Raw genomic sequence first — 19185 nt, 5'->3', positions numbered from 1 at the left:
GGAACAGCAAACGGAGAAGCTCAATGGGACATACGCTGAAGATTTTGGGTCGGGCCTCGTCAATCAACGTCAGAAAAGTCCTGTGGACTTGCGACGAACTGGGCGTTTCATACGAACGTGAAGACTGGGGCAGCGGTTTCGCATCGACCCAGAGCCCGGAATTTCTCCAGCGCAACCCCAACGCACAGGTGCCGGTGCTCATCGACGACGCCGGCGTGCTGTGGGAGTCCAATACCATTTGCCGGTACCTGGCCGGCAAACACCAAAACACTGACCTGTTGCCCATCGAACCGGCGGCGCGCGCTCGCGTGGAGCAGTGGATGGACTGGCAAGCCACCGAACTCAACCCGTCGTGGGGCTACGCATTTTTTGCGCTGGTCCGGCAACTGCCGAACTTCCAGGACTCACAGCGGATTGCTGATGGCGTTCGCGGCTGGAACGCAAAAATGGGCATCCTCGAACAGCAACTCGCGACAACCGATGCGTATGTTGCGGGACCACACTTCACACTGGCCGATATTCTCATCGGGCTGTCAGTCAACCGCTGGCGGATGACACCGATGGAGCGCCCGGACTACCCCGCCGTCGACGCCTATTGCCAACGACTGGCGCTACGACCGGGGTTCATGGAACACGCCTGCAACGGCGTACCATGATTTCCCCCGAATGACTTACTGGCCCAGTTCAGGCGCGAAATCTGTGGGAGCGGCGGTGCGGCGATCCGACTTGCCCGCGATAGCGAAATGTCAGTCGACGAATGTGTTGAATGTGACGCCGCCATCGCGGGCAAGCCCGCTCCCACATGGATTGCGCTCTGCGAGCATGCCCAACAACGCCCGCACCGCCGCCGAAGGCTCTTTGTTGGGCGCGACCACCAACGCAAACTCCCGATCGATACGCGGCGTCACAGGCACTACGCGCAAGCCTTGGCGATGGGTCGGCAAGGTCATTTCCGGCACCAGGGTCACGCCGATGTTTTCCCGCACCAGGGTAAATGCACTGCTCCACTCTCGCACCTCGGCCCGCACATCCAGCAGTTGCAGCCCGGCATCGGCGGCCAGGCTGCGGGCATTGGTCGAACAACCGCCCGTGGCCAGCACGAAGGGTTGCTCCGCCAGTTCCGCCAGTGAGACGCCCTCTTCATTCGAGCGGCGCGCCAAGGGGTGGCCACCGGGCAGAACCGCCACCCAGGCATCGCGTCCCAAACGGCCGGCATTGCGCGCGGGCGCCGGGTTCAACACCACACCGACATCCACCAGCCCGTCACTGAGCAACGTTTCCACTTCATCGTCGCTGACTTCCAGCGCCACCACTTGAATGCCGGGGTAAAGCCGATTGAACTGGCGCAGCAGCGGCGGCAGAAAGGTCGCCAGCACCAATGGGAAACTGGCCAGGCGAATCGTCCCGCGCTGGAGATCTTTAGTGGCGTCGACGGTGCTGCGAATGTTCTCGAGAGCACCGAGCATGGTTCGCGCCTGTTCGATCACAGGCAAGCCGATGGCGGTCGGCAAGGTCTGACGGTTTTCCCGGCTGAACAGCTGAACGCCCAGGGTTTCTTCGATCAGTGCCAGCGCCTGACTGGCACCGGACTGGGTCATTCCGACCCGCTCGGCGGCCCGGGTAATGTTGCCGGTATCGGCCACCGCCACCACCATTCGCCAGTGCATCAAATTCATCATGGCAGTAGCTTTCCTAATGGCAGTGTTCTGAAAGATTAATTTTACCGAGCGTGCCGCGCACTATGACACTGGCGCAAATCCGCAACCAGAGCCCTGCCCATGAAGTTGTATTACGCCCCGCAAGCCTGCTCATTGGCGCCGCACATTGTGCTGCGCGAGCTGGATTTGCCGTTCGAGTTGGTCCGCGTCGACAACAGCGCCAAGCAAACCGTCACCGGCGAGGACTTTCTTGCCATCAACCCCAAAGGCTACGTCGCTGCATTGCAGATGGAAAATGGTGATGTGCTGACCGAAGGCCCGGCAATCTTGCAGTACCTGGCGGATCTACGGCCCGAGGCGAACCTGGCACCGGCGAACGGGACGTTCGAGCGGGTGCGTTTGCAGGAATGGCTGAATTTCGTTTCGACAGAGATTCATGGCGGGCTGGGTTGGCTGTTCAATTCGCAGTTTCCGGATGAGGTGAAAGCGCTCATCAAAGAGAAGCTGTTCAAGCGTTTTGTCGTGTTGAGTCAGACGTTGGAGGGGCAGGATTATTTGATGGCTGGCGGATTCAGTATTGCTGATGCGTATCTGTTTACCGTGTTGCGCTGGACGCAGGTGTTTGGCATCGATTTGAATCGGTGGCCGGCGTTGGCGCGGTTTCAGGCCAGGGTTGATTCGCGGCCTGCCGTGAAGGCGGCGTTGGCTGCGGAATTGGTGTAAGGCGTTAGATCGCTTCGCGGGCAAGCCCGCTCCCACAGTGGATCTGCTGTGAACACAGTATTTGTGAACACCGACAATCAAAATGTGGGAGCGGGCTTGCTCGCGAAAGCGGTAGTTCAGGCACTAAAAAACACAGGACAGAAACTACAAACTCCCACTCACCTTCGTGGCCACCTCCCCCGGCACCCAACTCTTCCACACCTGCGGCTGATCGCGCAAAAACGCTTCGGCGACCTGACGCGGTGGCTGGCGTTTTTCGCTCATCTGCCCGAGGGTTTGGTTCAGCAGATCGATCGGCAAATCGACCTTTTCGAAGAACGCCACCAGGTCCGGGTACTGCGCCTTGAACGGTGCCGACACACCGATAGCCAGGCTGGCCGGCATCGAACGCGTGCCCTTGGGGTTCGGGTTGTTGGCATCTGCCAAAGTCTTCCAGGCTTGCGCGTCGAATGGCGGCTCTTCGAGTTTCACCAGTTTGAAACGACCCAGCAGTGGCGTCGGCGACCAGTAGTAAAAAAGCACCGGTTTGCCACGGCGGATCGATGAAGCAACCTCGGCATCCAGCGCCGCGCCGGAACCGGTGCGGAAGTTGACGTAACTGGCAGTCAGGTCATAAGCATTGAGTTTCTGGCTGTTGACGATCTCCGACGTCCAGCCAGTCGGGCTGTTGAGGAAGCGTCCGCGGCTTGGGTCCTCCGGGTCGCGGAACACGTCCTTGTAGCGTGCCAGGTCGGCGACGGATTTCAGCTCCGGCGCCAAAGGTTGAATGCCGCGCTCCGGGTCGCCCTTGATCACATATTCCGGCACCCACCAACCTTCGGTGGCGCCTTTGACCGTGTCGCCCAAACCAAACACTTTGCCCTCCGAAGCCGCCTTGACCCAGGCCGGACTGCGCCCCGCCCACTCTTCGCCGATCACCTGAATATCGTTCTTCGCCAAGGCTGCTTCAAGGCTGACGGTGCTGCCCGGCAAGGTGTCGGTCGGGTAGCCGTAACCTTTCTCGACGATCAACCGCAGGATTTCGGTGATCAGGCTGCCACTTTCCCAGGTGATGTCACCGAAGTGGATGGGCGTGGTTTTTTCTGCGGCTGGAACGTGGCCAGCCACAAGGCTCAGGGCCAGCAGCGAACTGCCGAGCAGGGTTTTGATCGATCTCATGCGGACCTCTGGTTCAGTGGGAATCGGCTCAGGGGTAATCGGTTCAAGGGTTCGTTGGCGCTGTGCTGGGCGCACAGTGCCTGGGAGCGGGTCATGTAGACGCTGACCGAGCGCTGGGAAATGCCCAATTCGGCGGCGATTTGTGGGTAGGTCAGGCCGTCGACTCTCGACAGCAGGAAGGTTGCCCTGACCTTGCCCGGCAAGCGGCCGAGGGTTTGATCAAGGCGTGTCAGGGCCTGGGAAAACTGCGCCAGATCTTCAGGCGATGGCCCGCCGAGTGGGTCAATCGCCGGTAGCTGATCGAAGTGCTGGCGTTCCAGATCGCGACGGCGCCACAGCTGATAAATCAACCGATGGGCAATGGTGGTGAGCAAGGCGCGAGGTTCGCGAATTGGCGTCAGGCCTGGCGATTCGAGCAACTGCACGAAGGTCTCGGCAGCAATATCTTCGACGCTGGGATTGGCTCCCAGGTATCGGCGCAGCCGTGCGCATAGCCAGCTGTAGTGAGCGCGGAACAATCCGCCCACGTCGTTGCGATGGGAAAAGTCGGCGCCGGACATAGAGGCTCCATGGGTTAGGGGTCGCTGAATATCCGGTGATCCGGTGGCGCGATCCTAGCAAGGAGACTTATTCATTAATAATACTTAAAACGAATTTTTATATTCCATAAATGAATTTAAATAAGCGGCGCCTGATACATCGCTATCGCCGGCAAGCCACGCTCCCACAAATCCACCGAAATCCTGTGGGAGCGTGGCTTGCCCGCGATTGATGGAACTGTCGGCACAAGCCTCAAGCCTCATCGCAAACGCCCGTACCCCAGCGCTTCGGCCTCCTGCTGATAATCGAGAATGACCTGATAGTCGCTTTCGGTGGCCGGCAGCACTTCTTGCAGACCGAGGATTTCCGCGACATCGGGCAACTCACGCAATGACATGTTCATCACCCGTCGAAGCTGTCCAGCCTGCTCATCGCTGGTGCCAGCCACCGCGATGTACGGCAACGTCGGGCTGAACGCCGTGCGCGCCAACACGCGCAGGCCTTCGACCTCTGCCTGCGCATATTGAGCGAGATAAGCGAAAGTCACGCTGTCGATGGCGGCCAGGTCCGCCCGGTCATCACGCAGCCAACGCAGGCTTTCGCGGTGGCTGCCACTGATGGCGACAGTGGCAAAAAATTCTCCGTCGCGCTGCAACGGTGCCAATCGGTGACGTAACAGGTTCATGCCACTGTTGGAGTCTTCACCGTTGATCACACCACGACTGCCCCGGAAGGCCGACAAGGTCCATCGAGGATCGTCGGCGCGAGTCAATAACAGGCTGCAATGGTTACCGCCGTTGCTGTCCGGAAGTTCGTAACGAGGACGACCGATAACCCGGACGCGACCGCGCAAGGCAGTCATCAATGGATAGCCGCAGGTCTGGGTCAGCAGCAGGTGCGGGGACAGCCAAAGGTCCATCAGCGATAGCCCTTCGGCATCGAGACGAGTGCTGCCGAGCCGTTCGACGATCTGCGCCAGCCAACGCTCGTTGGCCTGGCGGATCGGCTCGGGAGCGACGTACATCAGTAATTCAGCGAGGTGTTGAGTCATCAAAATCTTCCAGACAACAAGTAACCCTGTGGGAGCGGGCTTGCCCGCGATAGCGTTGGCCCAGTCAACAGGTGTGTTGGATGTGACATAGCAATCGCGGGCAAGCCCGCTTCCACAGGGTTCAATGGTGTCCACGCATCAACTAAACGGATGCCGCGGACTGTCAATTGCCTTGATCCCATGCTGTCGCATCAACTGAGCATAACCCTGCACCACAAACCCGCCACTGCGCGCCAGCCATTGCTCGCGACGCGCGCGATAGGCCCGTGGCAGGTCGTACCAGGGCAGGCCCGGCAAGTCGTGGTGCACCAGGTGAAAATTGAGGTTCAGAAACAGCCAGCGCCACGGCCAGGCTGCTTCGTTAAGCACGGTGCGTTGCTCGGGTACGGCGTGAGGACGGTGTTCATAGTAGGAGCGAATCATTGCAATCGACAGCGCCGGCACGCTGATCAGCAACAGGTAATGCCAGACCGGCAACACGCTGTAGCGCGCGATGAACGTCAGCATCAGCAGCGTCAGCGCACCGTGGGTCAACCACATCAACCAGGCCTGGCGCTCACCCGCTTTTAGCCGTTGCAACTCTTCCCGGGCCAGTGCCAGCAAGGCCAGTGGCGCACCGAGGGCAAAGCGCCCGAGCACGGTTTTGTTCAGCCAGTGCAGGCCTTGTTCGAACAGCGAACTACGCTGCCACTGTTCAGCGCTCAGGTAACGGCTTTCCGGATCGCGACCGGGGACGGTCAGGTCTTCGTCGCGGTGATGCAGCAAGTGACTGTCGCGGTACAGGGTGTAGGGATACCAGACCGCGAACGGCGCATAACCGAGGACTTTGTTCAGCGTTTGCCAACGGGTGGGATGGCCGTGCAGCAATTCGTGCTGCACCGACAACCACAACACCAGCAGTGGAATCAGCAACAGCGTGCTCCACCAAAGCCCCAATCGGTCGCTGCCCAGGACAATGCTGAACCAGCCGACATACACGCCGACCAACAGCAGCCAGGTCGGCCATTCGGTGCGAGCGGTCAAGCGTTGGCGCAGGGTTTCGATTTCTTCACGGTGGGCAGCATCAAAATAATGGGGCATGGCTTTGCTCAGATCGGGAACCAGTCCCTCTCTGTGCAATGGCGCAGGGATTTCTTGCAGATTATCTGGTTATTTCGATAGGCCTGAAAAACAAGGAGCCCGAGGACTCGGGCTCCGTTGACGCGGGATCAGTGGCCGAACACGCCCACCTTCTTGGCCTTCTTGTCCGCACGTTTTTCATCGGCGGTTTTCGCCGGTTTCTTCTTTGCCGCTTTCTTTGAATCCATGCCTTTGGCCATGATACATACTCCACTCATACGGGACGTGAGATCAGGTATACACCTATCGCGGCGCCCGCGTTCTTTTATAATCACCCGCTTTGCGCACCGACAGTCCAGGCCCATGCCCAACACCCAATACACCTTGCTCGACGAGCCGTTATGGCCGTTGATGAACAAGTTTTACCGCGCCCACCAATCGTCGATGAAAGCAGTCCGCGACGCTCGGCTGTGGGTCGCAAAACGCGATGAGATCATTGCGGCGTTATGTTTGCGGCCAGTGGCCGGCGGGCATTGGCTGACCGGGTTGTTCGTCGACCCGCGCTGTCGCGAGCAAGGAATTGCCGCGGCGTTGATCGACCACGCCGTCAAGCATCTCGAAGAGCCGGTCTGGTTGTTCTGTCATCCGGATTTACGTGGCTTTTATGAGCGCCGCGGTTTTACGTTCGACCCGCCCCTGCCCTACGCCATGGCTGAACGGTTGAGCCGTTATGCGCGTAGCAAGCCGATGATTGCGATGGGGCTGGAACAACCGCGCGCCCTCTGAAACGACACAATACCTGTGGGAGCGGGCTTGCCCGCGATGCAATCTGCCTGACAACATTGATACCGGATGTGCCGGCCCCTTCGCGGGCAAGCCCGCTCCCACAGTGTTTTGTGTTGGATTGGAAGGACGATCTCAGTCATCCGCCGCAGGATCCAGGTCCGGGAACATCACCTCGGTAAACCCGAACTTGCTGAAATCACTGATGCGCGAAGGGTATAGTCGGCCGATCAGGTGATCGCATTCATGCTGCACCACCCGCGCATGAAATCCCGAGGCAACGCGCACGATCGGCTCGCCCTTGGGATCGAAGCCTTCATAACGAATCTGCTGATAACGATCCACCGCCCCGCGCAGGCCCGGCACCGACAGGCAGCCTTCGAAACCCTCTTCGAGGACTGGGCTCAATGGCGTGATCAGCGGATTGATCAGAATTGTCTGCGGCACCGCTTCGGCGTCGGGATAGCGTTCGCTGTGTTCGAAACCAAAGATCACCAGTTGCAGGTCGACACCGATCTGCGGCGCGGCCAGGCCGACTCCGCCGACGCTTTCCATGGTCTGGAACATGTCGTCGATCAATTGCCACAACTCGGGACTGTCAAACATTTCTGCCGGTACCGGTGGGGCAATACGCAGCAGGCGTTCATCGCCCATTTTCAGAATTTCACGGATCATTTTATCGCTTCGTCAGTGGTCGGCTTGATTGAGTGGTCCCGTCCCAGCCCCGAAACGTGGTGTTTGGGTTCTTCGGGCACGTTTTCGCCGTGTTTCTTGTTTTCGGATGACATGTGCTCGATCACCGCGTTCATTTCCGCGCCGAGCAACAGCACCGCGGCGGAAATATAGAAGTACAGCAGCAACACGATGATCGCGCCGATACTGCCATACATGGCGTTGTAGTTGGCGAAGGTTTTAACGTAGAGACCGAAGCCCAACGAGGCAATGATCCAGACCACCACGGACAACACCGCACCCGGGGTAATAAAGCGAAACTCTTGTTTGACGTCGGGCATGACGTAGTAAATCAGCGCCACCGCCATCATCAGCAGAATCACCACCACCGGCCAGCGAACGATGGTCCAGACAGTCACGATGAAATCTTCAAGGCCGACTTGCGCGGCGATCCAGCCCATCACCTGCGGCCCGAGTACCATCAGCGCGGCGGCGATCAGCAACATGCCGGCGATGCCGATGGTGTAGAAAATCGACAGCGGAAAACGCTTCCACATCGGGCGGCGTTCGACCACGTCATACGCGGCGTTCATCGCGCTCATCATCAGCCGCACACCGGCGGACGCGGTCCACAAAGCGATCACGATACCCACCGACAACAACCCCCCCTTTGATTGCTGCAGCTGGTCGATCACCGGGTTCACCTGCTCCAGCGCCTGGGGTGGCAAAACCAGTTCTGATTGCAGGCGCAGCCAGGAGAAGAAGTCCGGCAAATGCAAGAAGCCGATCAGGGCGATCAGGAACAGGATGAAAGGGAACAGCGAGAACAGCATCTGATAGGCCAGTGCCGAGGCATAGGTCGACATCTCGTCGTCAACGAACTCGGTGACCGTTCGCATCATCACCCGATGCAGGGGTAAACCTTTCATGGTCGGAAAAAACATTAGCGTCTCCTTTCGCCGCAAAAAGGTTGAAGTCATGGCGACTCAGAGGCCGTTTTTCTACAACAAAGTAGCCTACTTGGCGACTTTGAAACAATTTCCTTGTTCAAGTTCAAGCTGACACAGAAACGGCCATCCGCGGATGGCCGTTTCTATTACTCGTCAAAGCCCGGGTTACGCCTTGTCGATACCTTTTTTAAGAGCATCCTTGGCTTTGCCGATCGCTTGCTGGGTTTCTCCTTTCCTCTCCTGCGCCACGCCTTCGGAGCGCAGTTTTTCGTTGCCGGTGGCCTTGCCGACGCCTTGCTTGACGTTGCCGGCCGCTTCGTTTGCCATGCCTTTAACTTTATCGCCTGTGCTGCTCATGGTATTTCTCCTGTGAACATTTCAACGGGAAAAGTGGTTACACAAGGGTTGACCGAGGGCCTTTGCGCGGAGTTTCATTTATTTATTAACCGGACATTTCGCAGGTTAGGCTTTATGTTTGCAGGCTTTGCCCCGAGAATGCGCAACGTATTCAGGCCATGGCGCTGAAGATCCAATCCCGTAGGAACGTTATGAAACTCGATAAAAAGCAGGCCATTGCCCGCAGAAACCAGGAACTCGGCGGTGCTGTGCTTGGCGTCAACAACTGCCATTTCACCGAATTGAACCGCAACCGCAATATCTTCTGGTTCGATATTCCGGTCGCGCGCCTGGCCGTTGGTCAGTACGAATGGATTCACTTGCTGATGCACACCCCGGATACCGACGAACTGCTGCACCTGAAAGTGCCGACGGTGTTCCTGCGCGAGAAACTCGAAGGCCTGGTGGTGCGCAACCAGGGCAAGCGTAAAGCTGCCTTGAGCCTGGAACTGAGCGCCGACAAGGACTCCTACCTGCAGGACATGCGCCCGGCGGGTACCAACGTCAATTTCGCGCAGTTCCGCCTCTAAGTTGATCGTTCCCACGCTCTGCGTGGGAACGATCAGTCAGGCAACAAAAAGCCCCGCATCTGCGGGGCTTTTGTTTGGCTAGGCGCCTACTTTCTTCGCACCCAGCTTCTTCAGCTCTTCGTCGCGCAGTTCGCGGCGCAGGATCTTGCCGACGTTGGTCGTCGGCAGCGCGTCGCGGAACTCCACGGCTTTCGGTACTTTGTAGCCGGTGACGTTGGCGCGCATGTGCTCCATCACCTGTTCCTTGGTCAGGGTCACGCCCGGTTTGGCGACGATGAAAATCTTGATCGCCTCGCCCGACTTCTCGTCCGGCACACCGATGGCCGCGCATTGCAGTACGCCCGGCAGGGTCGCCAGCACGTCTTCAAGCTCATTGGGGTACACGTTGAAACCGGAGACCAGGATCATGTCTTTCTTGCGATCGACAATACGCATGTAGCCGTCTGGCTGGATCAGCGCAATGTCACCGGTCTTCAACCAGCCTTCGCTGTCGAGTATTTCATCGGTGGCGTCCTGACGCTGCCAGTAGCCCTTCATGACTTGCGGACCTTTCACACACAGCTCACCGATAGCACCCAACGGCTGTTCAACACCGGCATCGTCGATGACTTTGCACAGGGTCGATGGCACCGGAATACCGATGGTGCCAATCTGAATGTTCTGGCTCGGGTTCACTGTGGCCACCGGGCTGGTTTCGGTCATGCCGTAACCTTCGCAGATCGGGCAACCGGTGACCGCTTTCCAGCGTTCGGCCGCGGCCAATTGCAAGGCCATGCCACCGGACAGGGTGATTTTCAGACTGGAGAAATCCAGCTTGCGGAACGCTTCGTTGTTGCACAGCGCGACGAACAGCGTGTTCAGGCCGACGAAACCGCTGAACTTCCACTTCGACAGTTCCTTGACCATCGCCGTCAGGTCGCGCGGGTTGCTGATCAGGATGTTGTGGTTGCCGATCAGCATCATCGCCATGCAATGAAAGGTGAAGGCATAGATGTGATACAGCGGCAGCGGGGTAATCAGGATCTCGCAACCTTCGTTGAGGTTGGAGCCCATCAGCGCCTTGCACTGCAGCATGTTCGCCACCAGGTTGCGGTGGGTCAGCATCGCGCCCTTGGCCACGCCGGTGGTGCCGCCGGTGTATTGCAGCACGGCAACGTCGCCGCTGGCCGGGTTGGCTTCAGCCACTGGCTGGCCATGGCCCTTGCTCAGCACGTCATTGAATTTGATGGCCTTGGGCAAGTGATACGCCGGGACCATCTTCTTCACGTACTTGATGACGCTGTTGACCAGCAGGCGTTTGAGCGGCGGCAGCAGGTCGGCCACTTCAGTGACGATCACGTGCTTGACGCCGGTTTTCGGCACGACGAGCTCGGCCAAATGCGCCATATTCGCCAGGCAGACCAGGGCTTTGGCACCGGAATCGTTGAATTGGTGTTCCATTTCCCGCGCGGTGTACAACGGGTTGGTGTTGACCACAATCAGCCCGGCGCGGATGGCACCGAAGACGGCGACCGGGTACTGCAACACGTTGGGCAATTGCACGGCGATTCGATCGCCGGGTTGCAAATCGGTATGCTGTTGCAGGTAAGCGGCAAAAGCACCGGACAATTCGTACAGTTCACCGTAGGTGATTGTCTTGCCCAGGTTGCTGAATGCCGGTTTGTCAGCGAAGCGTTGGCAGGATTGCTTCAACACTGCCTGAATATTCGGATACTCGTCTGGATTGATCTCGGCAGCAATTCCAGCTGGGTACTTATCCTTCCAAAAGTCTTCGATCATGGAAGCCCACTCCTCAGCAACGCGAATTCAAATACCGCATTTGATGCGATTATTATTGGTGTTTGATTATTGGTGAGTCTGGCTTTTAACAAGGCCGAGAAGTCACAAAGCGCGCCGAGAGTAGCAGCTTTGCCAAGGGCCGACTAGAGCCTAAATCGGGCTCTACGGTCACGTTTATGACTCTTGAATATTAAATAGTCACTTTTAGAGCAAAAATTCTATAACGCCTTGAAAGCCCCGTACTTTGGGCCTCCTCCCTCAAAAGCATCGCGGGCAAGCCCGCTCCCACAAGGTTCGCGTCGTACACATTCTTTGTGCATAACACTAAACCTGTGGGAGCGTGGCTTGCCCGCGATTCGCGCGAAGCGCGGCCATTCACAGATCAGGCGATCTCTCGCAACTCCCGCCGCAGAATCTTGCCCACCGGCGTCATCGGCAACGACTCACGCAAGACGATGTGCTTGGGCACTTTGTACGCCGTGAAGTTTTCTTTGCAGTAGGCCTTCAGCTCTTCAAGGCTGACCCCGGATTCACGGGCCACCACAAACAACTTCACCGCCTCCCCCGAACGCTCGTCCGGCACGCCGATCACTGCGCAGTTGGCGACTTTCGGGTGGGCCATCACCACGTCTTCGATCTCGTTCGGGTACACGTTGAAGCCCGAGACGATGATCATGTCTTTTTTGCGATCGACAATACGCACAAAACCGTCCGGGTCGATCACCGCAATGTCGCCCGACTTGAACCAGCCGTCGGCGTCCAGCACTTCGTCGGTGGCTTCGGGCTTCTGCCAGTAACCCTTCATAATCTGCGGGCCCTTGATGCATAGTTCGCCACGCTCGCCCAGCGGCTGCTCGACGCCTTCATCGTTGATCACTTTCAGGATCGTGCCCGGCACCGGCAGGCCGACTGTGCCGATGCGCGACTTGTCGCCGTAGGGGTTGGTGCAGGCCACCGGCGAGGTTTCGGTCAGGCCGTAACCTTCGGTGATGCGGCAACCAGTGAGCTGCTCCCAGCGCTCGGCCGTGGCCTTGACCAGCGCGGTACCGCCGGAATTGGTGAGCTTGAGGCTGGAGAAATCCAGGGTCTTGAAGTCGGGATGGTCCATCAGCGCGACGAATAGCGTGTTGAGCCCCAGCAGCGCCGAAAACCGCCAGTTTTTCAGTTCCTTGATGAAGTTACCAATATCCCGTGGATTGGTGATCAGCACGTTGTGGTTTCCGGTCACCATCATGCACATGCAGTTCGCCGTGAACGCATAGATATGGTACAGCGGCAGCGGCGCGATCATCACTTCCTGACCTTCGCGCAGCAGTGGTTGACCGTCTGCACCGAATTGCCCCAAAACCGCGCGCGCCTGCTGCATGTTCGCCACCAGATTGCCGTGGGTCAGCATCGCGCCCTTGGCCAGCCCGGTGGTGCCTCCGGTGTATTGCAGCACGGCGATGTCGTCGAGGCCGACGTTCAGCGGTTTGATGCCCAGGCCCCGGCCCAGACGCAGCGCGCTTTTGAAGGAAATCGCCTGTGGCAAGGAATAGTCCGGGACCATCTTCTTGACTTTGCTCACCAGGGTATTGACCAGCCAGCCCTTGGCGGTGGGCATCAAGTCGCCCATCTTCGCTTCGATCAGGTACTGAATGTCGGTGTCGGGCAGCACCTCCTGGACCTTCTGCCCGAACACGTTCAGGTAAACCAGCGCCCGGGCACCGGAGTCCTTGAACTGATGACGCATCTCCCGCGCGGTGTACAACGGGTTGGTATTGACCACGATCAGCCCCGCGCGCAAGGCACCGAACACGGCAATCGGATAATGCAGGACATTGGGCATCTGCACCGCAATGCGATCCCCCGGCACCAGGTCGGTGTGGGCTTGCAGGTAACCGGCGAACGCAGCGCTGTAGCGTTCCAGTTCGGCGTAGGTCAGGGTCACGCCCATGTTGCTGAATGCCGGGCGGTCAGCAAATTTCTTGCAGGAACGCTCGAACACCTCGATCACCGACTTATAGGCCCCAAGATCAATATCCAGGGGCACGCCGGCCGGGCGTTTGTCATTCCAGAAATCAGGTTGCATTATTTTTGTCCTCTTTACCTGAGCCTATCCGGGGGCCGCTTTCTGTCACTTCTGAAAAAGCGGTGCTTCCCGGACACTAGCAGCTATGGTGAATCAGGCAAATATGCGCACGGGCGTCATAGATCGCGTGAATCTTGCTGCCCTGCCGTGGCCTGATCAGACGGTAGGCGACGGATGCGCTATACAATGCAGCGGGGCTGTTTTCCACCCAGCAGTCTCATGCAGTCCAACGCAAAGGAATCGCCATGATCCACGACACTTTCTGGCTGACCGCGAGTGACCGCAGCCGCCTCTTCGTCAACCAGTGGCTGCCGGCCGCGCCGCTCAAGGCGGTGATCCTGCTGGCCCACGGCATGGCAGAACACAGCGGTCGCTACGCCCGTCTGGCGCAAGCATGCTGTGATCAGGATTACGGCGTTTATGCGCCGGACCTGCGTGGACATGGCAAAACTGCCGAAAACGGTACGCTGGGCCATTTCGCCGACGATGATGGCTGGTGCAAAGTGGTCGGCGACCTCGCCAGCCTTAACCAACATATCGGCCAACAGCATCCCGGCGTGCCAATCGTGCTGCTGGGCCACAGCATGGGCAGTTACATCGCCCAGGCTTACTTGCTGCACCACAGCGCCAGCCTGCACGGGGCGATTCTCAGCGGCTCAAACTTCCAGCCCGTGGCGCTCTATCGCGCAGCGCGACAGATTGCTCGCCTGGAACGCCTGCGCCAAGGGCCCAAGGGACGCAGTGCGCTGATCGAATGGCTGTCGTTCGGCTCGTTCAACAAGAAATTCAAACCGGCGCGCACGCCGTTCGACTGGCTGAGCCGCGACCCGGCCGAAGTCGACAAATACGCCAATGACCCGCTCTGCGGCTTTCGTTGCACCAATCAACTGTGGGTCGATTTGCTCGGCGGCTTGCAGCAAATCAGCAAAGCGTCCAATCTCGCCCAGATCGATCCGGGCCTGCCGCTACTGGTGATTGGCGGTGAATGTGATCCGGTGAGCGAAAGCAAACGTCTGAAAGATCTGACCCACGCCCTGCGCGACGCTGGCTGCCAGAGCCTGCAGCTGACTATTTACCCGCAGGCCCGGCATGAACTGTTCAACGAGAGCAACCGCGACGAAGTGACGGCCGATGTGCTGAACTGGATCGCCCAGGCGTTGAGCAACCGCCGGCCACCCAGAGCCGAATAGTTTTTTTGTGGATTTATTTAATTCGTCACAGGAATCGAGACAGATGACCCAAGTTACCAACACCCCTTACGAAGCCCTCGAAGTCGGCCAGACCGCCAGCTACAGCAAGACCGTCGAAGAACGCGACATTCAGTTGTTCGCCGCGATGTCCGGCGATCACAACCCGGTGCACCTGGACGCCGAATTCGCCGCCGCCAGCATGTTCAAGGAGCGTATCGCCCACGGCATGTTCAGCGGCGCGTTGATCAGCGCGGCGGTGGCTTGCGAGTTGCCTGGGCCGGGGACTATTTATATCGGTCAGACGATGAGCTTTCAGAAGCCAGTGAAAATTGGCGACACGCTGACGGTGCGCCTGGAAATTCTCGAGAAACTGCCGAAGTTTCGTGTGCGTATCGCCACCCGTGTATTCAACCAGCGCGATGAGTTGGTCGTGGATGGCGAGGCGGAGATTCTGGCGCCACGCAAGCAACAGACTGTGACATTGCCTACCCTGCCGGCGATCAGCATCGGCTGATTGGCAAGTCCGCTGATCGTTCCCACGCTCCGCGTCACCGGTGTCCGGGAAAACTGAAGGGGGAGCTTGCTCCCCCTTGCTGTGCGTGCCTCTGAGCCAAATCAGAGATTGCGCGATAACGCCCTGCGCACGCTCTCGCTATTCAGCGCAGGGCTTTCAGTCTCGGCAGGGGGTTGTGCCGGTGCAGGACTTTCGGTCTGGAAAGAGATTTCAGCCTGGGCCGGGCTTTCAACTTGAACAGGGCTTGGCGCCTGACCGCGACTGGCGACCTGATTGCCCAGCTTCTCAATGTAGGCGTTCAAATCGCTAATCAGCAGTTTCTTGCGCTGGGAGCCCTGATACCACGCGTAGCAAAAATAGCCCGTCGCCGCCAGGAAGCCTAGCCCGGCTGTAGCAAGACCGGCGACGCACAATCCAAGCACGATCAACACTGTCTTCCAGTTAAAGGGCGACAGCTCCAGCTCGGTATTCAGCACGTTCGCGTCACGCAGCACCCAGCGCTTGGACGCCGTGTGGTTCTGCAAAATGGTGTGCAACGGCGAACCATCCTTGTTCAAGGCACTGATCAAAGAGATTTCCTGACCGGTGCGCAAGGGAATGTCCACGCCGCGCAGCTTTACATCATGCTCGACGCCGTCCGGCGTCTTGACCCAGAACTCATGATTGATGATCGAAACAGAACTGATGCGCACAGGCGTCACATCACGGTCGTTACCGTTCACGTGAACGCCGCCCGTGGATGTCACACGGGTCTCGCTGACTTTTTCGCTACCCACCACTTCACCGCTCAAGACAGTGAAAGAGACGGTTTTATCGCCATGGGTGAAGTCGTGCATTTCGATTCCTTGATAGACCCACGTCGATCGACGTGCAGGAGAAAGATCCGTATGCGGCGGATGCTACTAATTAGCCACTAGACTGTCCAGAATTCACCACCACTAGTGATGCTTCGCAGCGCCAGATCGCCGCCGATCAAATGTCTTGATCGCGAACTGCAACGCGCGGCGGTCAGGTGCGAACAAGGCCTGGAACGTGATGGGCACGTATATCCCGTCCAGCATTAAATGCCGAACACAAAAAAACGCCAGACGAGCTGGCGTTTTCGACAGATAACGAACGCTTATGAGCGCGCGCGAGCCTGGTTACGCAGGGCTTTCACCTGATCATGGTTGCGTTGTACGCCGTGATACTGGCGTTCAACGATGTCACGAATGCTCACCAGGTTGTCCTTGTTGATTTTTTCCAGTGCGTCCTTGTAAGCCTTCAGCGCGTGGTCTTCACCGCGTTCGGCTTCGTTCAGCACCGCCTCTTCGTCCTTGCCGGTGAACATCGCCTTCACGTCGACCCAGCGACGGTGCAGATCGCCGCTGACGCTGGTGGAGGTTTCCGGATCACCGCCCAGGGAACGCACAGTGGCCTGCAGCTCGGCAGCAGCAGCCGCGCAGTCGGCGGAGCGCTGCATGAACAGGTTTTTAAGTTCTGGATGTTTGATGTCTTCAGCGCAAGTCTTGAACCCTTCCTGACCGTCTTTACTGGTTTCAATCAGGTCGTTGAGTACAGAGATCGCGTCTTTATTGATGTCGGTCATTTTTCAATTCCTTGCGGTTGATGAAAGATGCAATTAGTAGTTGCACCCTGCATGCCAGCTTTGAATTGATGCCTTTTTACTTATATTTCAATCGGTTGTCGTTTAAGTAGAAATCTGTATCCGCTTTTTTTGCATGATCTGTCATTTGGCCTGCATGCAGAATGCCTGTATTTTCCAGACTGCTTTGAATCAAGACGACTGATGATGAATCCCGAAAAGCTAGAACTGCTGATTACCCGCGAAATGCCCTTCGGCAAATACAAGGGCCGCATCATTGCTGACCTGCCCGGCCAGTACCTGAACTGGTTCGCTCGCGAAGGTTTCCCCCACGGTGAACTGGGCGGTTTACTGGCCTTGATGCAGGAAATCGACCACAACGGCTTGTCGGAGCTACTTGAACCGCTGCGCGCCAAACACGGCAAACCTGCGCCTCGCCACTGACCCGCCCTACCTCACCGAGTAGCTCATGCCCGATAACACCCGCCGTTCCCGCGATGAAGCCTTTTGGCAGACCTTTGCCGACCGTTATGCTGTCGAACCCGGCCCCCTGAACCTGGAAAACGGTTACTTCGGGCGCATGTCGCGCACCGTGGTCGAGGAGTATCAGCGCAACATCGAGCTGATCAACCGCGGCAACTCGGTGCATGTGCGTCAGCGCTTCGAACAGGGCGAAAGCGTCAAGATTCGTGCGCAATTGGCCGAGCTGATCGGTGCCCCCGCCGAAGCCGTCGCCCTCACCCGCAACGCCTCGGATGGCCTGCAATCGCTGATCCGCAACTACAACCGCCTGGAACCTGGCGATCAAGTGCTGATATGCGATCTGGAGTACGACACGGTCAAGGGCGCGATGCGTTGGCTGGCGCGCTATCGAGGCGTGGAACTGATCGAGATCGAACACCGCCACCCCGCCAGTTTCGACAGTTTGCTGACCACTTATCGCGAAGCTTTTATCCGTTATCCGCGACTGAAGCTGATGGCCCTGACCCACGTCACCCATCGCACCGGGCTGGTCATGCCGGTGCAGGCGATTGCCACTGCCGCCAGGGAACACGGCATCGATGTGATTCTCGACGGCGCCCATGCCCTCGGCCAAATCGAATTCAATCTCGACGAACTGGGCATCGCCTTTGCCGGCTATAACCTGCACAAATGGATCGGCGCGCCGCTGACCCTGGGCTTCATTTACATCGCGCCCCAGCGCTTGGTCGACATCGACCCGGACATGGGCGAGATGCATTTCCCGGTCACCGATATTCGCGCCCGCACGCCGTATAGCACCCCGAACATCCCGGCCCTGCTGACCCTGCCACTGGTGTTCGAAGAACATCACGCCATGGGCGGTTCCGTCGCCAAGGGCACGCGGCTCAATTACCTGCGCAACCGATGGGTCGATGCCGTTCGGGGGTTACCGGGAATCGAAGTCATGACCCCGAATGACCCGCGCCTGTATTGCGGCATCACCGCGATGCGCTTTACCCGGCATGCCGATCAGCAGGCGATGGTCGAGCGACTGCTCAACGACTACAACCTGTTTACCGTGGCGCGCAGCGGTGCGGCGTGTGGCCCGTGCATCCGCATTACGCCGGGGCTCACCACCACCGCAGCCGACATGGATCTGCTGGCCCGGGCGCTGACTGAATTGCGCTGAGGTCACACGGTGTATTTGTCGAAGTCTTCGGGCTTGATTTGCGATGACACCGCAAACGTGTCGACACCGATGGTCATGTGCCCGAAAAAGCCGTCTTCGTTCGAGTCTCGACCGATGGCATGGACATTCAAGGTCGAGGCGGCACCGCCCATGCCCTGATAGAACTCATCCTGCTCGTTGTTCAGCGCGCAGATGCCACGCCCACGGTACTCGCGGGCATTGAGTACCGTCCGCGAGGCCACCTCGGGAAAGTACAGCTGCCCAATCCAGGCGACATGCCGCTCTTCCAGGTAGTTGTTGCCGGCGGTGATTCGTACCGCCACATGAATATGCAGGGCGCGGCCAGCATAAAAACCCGGGTAAATGGTGGTAAATCGCACCACGCCCAAGTGATCGGTAAATTGCCCGCCGCGCAGGTAGGTATCGTCATCGGTGCGCGGGATCGAACCGATGGCATCGACGTCGACTTCCTTGTCCGGATCGACCTTGCTCCAGCCCGAATACGCCCCGCGTGCGTTGCAATGCCAGATATCGACCACCGCCCCGGTGACCGGTTGACCGGTCATCGCATCGACGATCGTCAGCCGCAGCACCAAGGGAATGCCATCCATGCCTTCGCTGATGTTTCGTCTGATCAGTTTCGGGTTTCGAAAATACGGGCCGGCGATCTGTTCGGGTGACAGTTGGCAAGCCGGTGGTGGGGATGTAATTGCAGTGTTGTCTTCCATGACGTTCTCTCTTCCATAAGATGAACGCAGGTTAGCGCTGGACGAGCAACGAGATGCGGTAACTATGTATCGCATGATTTCGATCTGTAGCAGCTGCCGAGCCTGCGAGGCTGCGTTCGGCTGCGCAGCAGTCGTAAAATCAGAGAT

21 protein-coding genes are annotated in these 19185 nt (G+C 58.4%); 8 read left to right on the top strand and 13 right to left on the bottom strand.

Going from position 1 to position 19185, the window contains the following annotated elements; translation table 11 throughout:
• Positions 1-23 precede the first annotated feature (23 nt).
• Positions 24-656, top strand: a complete 633-nt coding sequence (locus tag JFU11_RS10765; protein ID WP_201060588.1) for a glutathione S-transferase — start codon at positions 24-26, stop codon at positions 654-656.
• Positions 657-746: 90 nt separating this feature from the next.
• On the opposite strand, the gene JFU11_RS10760 is transcribed toward JFU11_RS10765, so the two are convergent.
• Positions 747-1679: a LysR family transcriptional regulator gene (locus tag JFU11_RS10760; RefSeq protein ID WP_201060587.1), complete on the bottom strand. Its 933-nt coding sequence runs from the start codon at positions 1677-1679 to the stop codon at positions 747-749.
• Positions 1680-1778: 99 nt separating this feature from the next.
• Between JFU11_RS10760 and gstA the strand changes: the two genes are divergently transcribed.
• Complete coding sequence (gene gstA / locus JFU11_RS10755; RefSeq protein ID WP_123719245.1) at positions 1779-2381, top strand: glutathione transferase GstA; 603 nt, start codon at positions 1779-1781, stop codon at positions 2379-2381.
• 144 nt (positions 2382-2525) lie between these two features.
• On the opposite strand, the gene JFU11_RS10750 is transcribed toward gstA, so the two are convergent.
• The 4 genes from JFU11_RS10750 to JFU11_RS10735 all read right to left on the bottom strand — a co-directional run bounded on the left by JFU11_RS10750 (position 2526) and on the right by JFU11_RS10735 (position 6210).
• Positions 2526-3539: an ABC transporter substrate-binding protein gene (locus tag JFU11_RS10750; protein ID WP_201060586.1), complete on the bottom strand. Its 1014-nt coding sequence runs from the start codon at positions 3537-3539 to the stop codon at positions 2526-2528.
• Positions 3536-4099: a sigma-70 family RNA polymerase sigma factor gene (locus JFU11_RS10745; protein WP_201060585.1), complete on the bottom strand. Its 564-nt coding sequence runs from the start codon at positions 4097-4099 to the stop codon at positions 3536-3538. Before JFU11_RS10745 ends, JFU11_RS10750 begins: the two co-directional genes overlap by 4 nt.
• 239 nt (positions 4100-4338) lie before the next feature.
• Entirely contained in the window at positions 4339-5130 is a 792-nt protein-coding gene (locus tag JFU11_RS10740) for a PhnD/SsuA/transferrin family substrate-binding protein (RefSeq protein WP_201060584.1), read from the bottom strand.
• A 138-nt stretch (positions 5131-5268) separates the two neighbouring features.
• Positions 5269-6210: a fatty acid desaturase gene (locus JFU11_RS10735; RefSeq protein ID WP_201060583.1), complete on the bottom strand. Its 942-nt coding sequence runs from the start codon at positions 6208-6210 to the stop codon at positions 5269-5271.
• A gap of 342 nt (positions 6211-6552) precedes the next feature.
• Between JFU11_RS10735 and JFU11_RS10730 the strand changes: the two genes are divergently transcribed.
• Complete coding sequence (locus JFU11_RS10730; RefSeq protein ID WP_201060582.1) at positions 6553-6975, top strand: GNAT family N-acetyltransferase; 423 nt, start codon at positions 6553-6555, stop codon at positions 6973-6975.
• 132 nt (positions 6976-7107) lie between these two features.
• Here JFU11_RS10730 and def read toward each other — a convergent pair whose 3' ends face one another.
• The 3 genes from def to JFU11_RS10715 form a co-directional block, all read right to left on the bottom strand.
• Positions 7108-7647 (bottom strand): peptide deformylase, encoded by a 540-nt coding sequence (def, locus tag JFU11_RS10725; protein WP_123719250.1) that lies wholly within the window; start codon positions 7645-7647, stop codon positions 7108-7110.
• Positions 7644-8588 carry a YihY/virulence factor BrkB family protein gene (locus tag JFU11_RS10720; protein WP_123719251.1) on the bottom strand — a complete coding sequence of 315 codons (945 nt, stop codon included), beginning with the start codon at positions 8586-8588 and terminating at the stop codon, positions 7644-7646. The genes def and JFU11_RS10720 overlap by 4 nt, the downstream gene beginning before the upstream one ends.
• Before the next feature lie 171 nt (positions 8589-8759).
• Positions 8760-8951, bottom strand: coding sequence for a CsbD family protein (locus JFU11_RS10715; RefSeq protein WP_201060581.1), 192 nt, complete (start codon positions 8949-8951; stop codon positions 8760-8762).
• A 191-nt stretch (positions 8952-9142) separates the two neighbouring features.
• Between JFU11_RS10715 and JFU11_RS10710 the strand changes: the two genes are divergently transcribed.
• Positions 9143-9520, top strand: coding sequence for a hypothetical protein (locus tag JFU11_RS10710; protein WP_123719252.1), 378 nt, complete (start codon positions 9143-9145; stop codon positions 9518-9520).
• A 78-nt stretch (positions 9521-9598) separates the two neighbouring features.
• Here the strand turns inward: JFU11_RS10710 and fadD1 are convergent, their stop codons facing one another.
• Positions 9599-11299 (bottom strand): long-chain-fatty-acid--CoA ligase FadD1, encoded by a 1701-nt coding sequence (fadD1, locus tag JFU11_RS10705; protein ID WP_201060580.1) that lies wholly within the window; start codon positions 11297-11299, stop codon positions 9599-9601.
• 382 nt (positions 11300-11681) lie between these two features.
• On the bottom strand, positions 11682-13370 hold the full coding sequence (gene fadD2, locus JFU11_RS10700) for a long-chain-fatty-acid--CoA ligase FadD2 (RefSeq protein WP_123719254.1): 1689 nt from the start codon (positions 13368-13370) through the stop codon (positions 11682-11684).
• A gap of 245 nt (positions 13371-13615) precedes the next feature.
• Between fadD2 and JFU11_RS10695 the strand changes: the two genes are divergently transcribed.
• Positions 13616-14560, top strand: coding sequence for an alpha/beta hydrolase (locus JFU11_RS10695; RefSeq protein ID WP_201060579.1), 945 nt, complete (start codon positions 13616-13618; stop codon positions 14558-14560).
• 43 nt (positions 14561-14603) lie between these two features.
• A complete protein-coding gene (locus JFU11_RS10690) occupies positions 14604-15074 on the top strand; it encodes a MaoC family dehydratase (RefSeq protein ID WP_007902410.1) in 471 nt (156 codons plus the stop codon).
• Between the two features lie 101 nt (positions 15075-15175).
• Here the strand turns inward: JFU11_RS10690 and JFU11_RS10685 are convergent, their stop codons facing one another.
• Together JFU11_RS10685 and JFU11_RS10680 are read right to left on the bottom strand one after the other, a co-directional pair.
• Entirely contained in the window at positions 15176-15910 is a 735-nt protein-coding gene (locus JFU11_RS10685) for a hypothetical protein (RefSeq protein WP_123719256.1), read from the bottom strand.
• Between the two features lie 284 nt (positions 15911-16194).
• A complete protein-coding gene (locus JFU11_RS10680) occupies positions 16195-16662 on the bottom strand; it encodes a PA2169 family four-helix-bundle protein (RefSeq protein ID WP_123719257.1) in 468 nt (155 codons plus the stop codon).
• Between the two features lie 204 nt (positions 16663-16866).
• Between JFU11_RS10680 and JFU11_RS10675 the strand changes: the two genes are divergently transcribed.
• Both JFU11_RS10675 and JFU11_RS10670 read left to right on the top strand, forming a co-directional pair.
• A complete protein-coding gene (locus tag JFU11_RS10675; RefSeq protein WP_007949456.1) occupies positions 16867-17103 on the top strand; it encodes a DUF3820 family protein in 237 nt (78 codons plus the stop codon).
• A gap of 25 nt (positions 17104-17128) precedes the next feature.
• Complete coding sequence (locus tag JFU11_RS10670) at positions 17129-18310, top strand: aminotransferase class V-fold PLP-dependent enzyme (protein ID WP_201060578.1); 1182 nt, start codon at positions 17129-17131, stop codon at positions 18308-18310.
• Between the two features lie 2 nt (positions 18311-18312).
• On the opposite strand, the gene JFU11_RS10665 is transcribed toward JFU11_RS10670, so the two are convergent.
• Entirely contained in the window at positions 18313-19038 is a 726-nt protein-coding gene (locus JFU11_RS10665; protein ID WP_201060577.1) for an intradiol ring-cleavage dioxygenase, read from the bottom strand.
• Positions 19039-19185 lie beyond the last annotated feature (147 nt).

The sequence above is a fragment of the Pseudomonas sp. TH37 genome (assembly GCF_016650735.1).
GTDB classification, from domain to species: Bacteria; Pseudomonadota; Gammaproteobacteria; order Pseudomonadales; family Pseudomonadaceae; genus Aquipseudomonas; species Aquipseudomonas farris.
This window is presented reverse-complemented; position numbering and strand designations above follow the sequence as displayed.

Bases quoted from the DNA above. Each gene is read 5' to 3' on its own strand.
- JFU11_RS10730 (WP_201060582.1), top strand. From the start codon at position 6,553: ATGCCCAACACCCAATACACCTTGCTCGACGAGCCGTTATGGCCGTTG.
- def (WP_123719250.1), bottom strand. From the start codon at position 7,647: ATGATCCGTGAAATTCTGAAAATGGGCGATGAACGCCTGCTGCGTATT.
- JFU11_RS10690 (WP_007902410.1), top strand. From the start codon at position 14,604: ATGACCCAAGTTACCAACACCCCTTACGAAGCCCTCGAAGTCGGCCAG.
- JFU11_RS10745 (WP_201060585.1), bottom strand. From the start codon at position 4,099: ATGTCCGGCGCCGACTTTTCCCATCGCAACGACGTGGGCGGATTGTTC.
- JFU11_RS10720 (WP_123719251.1), bottom strand. From the start codon at position 8,588: ATGTTTTTTCCGACCATGAAAGGTTTACCCCTGCATCGGGTGATGATG.
- JFU11_RS10740 (WP_201060584.1), bottom strand. From the start codon at position 5,130: ATGACTCAACACCTCGCTGAATTACTGATGTACGTCGCTCCCGAGCCG.
- JFU11_RS10695 (WP_201060579.1), top strand. From the start codon at position 13,616: ATGATCCACGACACTTTCTGGCTGACCGCGAGTGACCGCAGCCGCCTC.
- JFU11_RS10750 (WP_201060586.1), bottom strand. From the start codon at position 3,539: ATGAGATCGATCAAAACCCTGCTCGGCAGTTCGCTGCTGGCCCTGAGC.
- JFU11_RS10665 (WP_201060577.1), bottom strand. From the start codon at position 19,038: ATGGAAGACAACACTGCAATTACATCCCCACCACCGGCTTGCCAACTG.
- JFU11_RS10680 (WP_123719257.1), bottom strand. From the start codon at position 16,662: ATGACCGACATCAATAAAGACGCGATCTCTGTACTCAACGACCTGATT.
- gstA (WP_123719245.1), top strand. From the start codon at position 1,779: ATGAAGTTGTATTACGCCCCGCAAGCCTGCTCATTGGCGCCGCACATT.
- JFU11_RS10715 (WP_201060581.1), bottom strand. From the start codon at position 8,951: ATGAGCAGCACAGGCGATAAAGTTAAAGGCATGGCAAACGAAGCGGCC.
- JFU11_RS10670 (WP_201060578.1), top strand. From the start codon at position 17,129: ATGCCCGATAACACCCGCCGTTCCCGCGATGAAGCCTTTTGGCAGACC.
- JFU11_RS10760 (WP_201060587.1), bottom strand. From the start codon at position 1,679: ATGATGAATTTGATGCACTGGCGAATGGTGGTGGCGGTGGCCGATACC.
- JFU11_RS10735 (WP_201060583.1), bottom strand. From the start codon at position 6,210: ATGCCCCATTATTTTGATGCTGCCCACCGTGAAGAAATCGAAACCCTG.
- fadD2 (WP_123719254.1), bottom strand. From the start codon at position 13,370: ATGCAACCTGATTTCTGGAATGACAAACGCCCGGCCGGCGTGCCCCTG.
- JFU11_RS10675 (WP_007949456.1), top strand. From the start codon at position 16,867: ATGAATCCCGAAAAGCTAGAACTGCTGATTACCCGCGAAATGCCCTTC.
- JFU11_RS10710 (WP_123719252.1), top strand. From the start codon at position 9,143: ATGAAACTCGATAAAAAGCAGGCCATTGCCCGCAGAAACCAGGAACTC.
- fadD1 (WP_201060580.1), bottom strand. From the start codon at position 11,299: ATGATCGAAGACTTTTGGAAGGATAAGTACCCAGCTGGAATTGCTGCC.
- JFU11_RS10685 (WP_123719256.1), bottom strand. From the start codon at position 15,910: ATGCACGACTTCACCCATGGCGATAAAACCGTCTCTTTCACTGTCTTG.
- JFU11_RS10765 (WP_201060588.1), top strand. From the start codon at position 24: ATGGGACATACGCTGAAGATTTTGGGTCGGGCCTCGTCAATCAACGTC.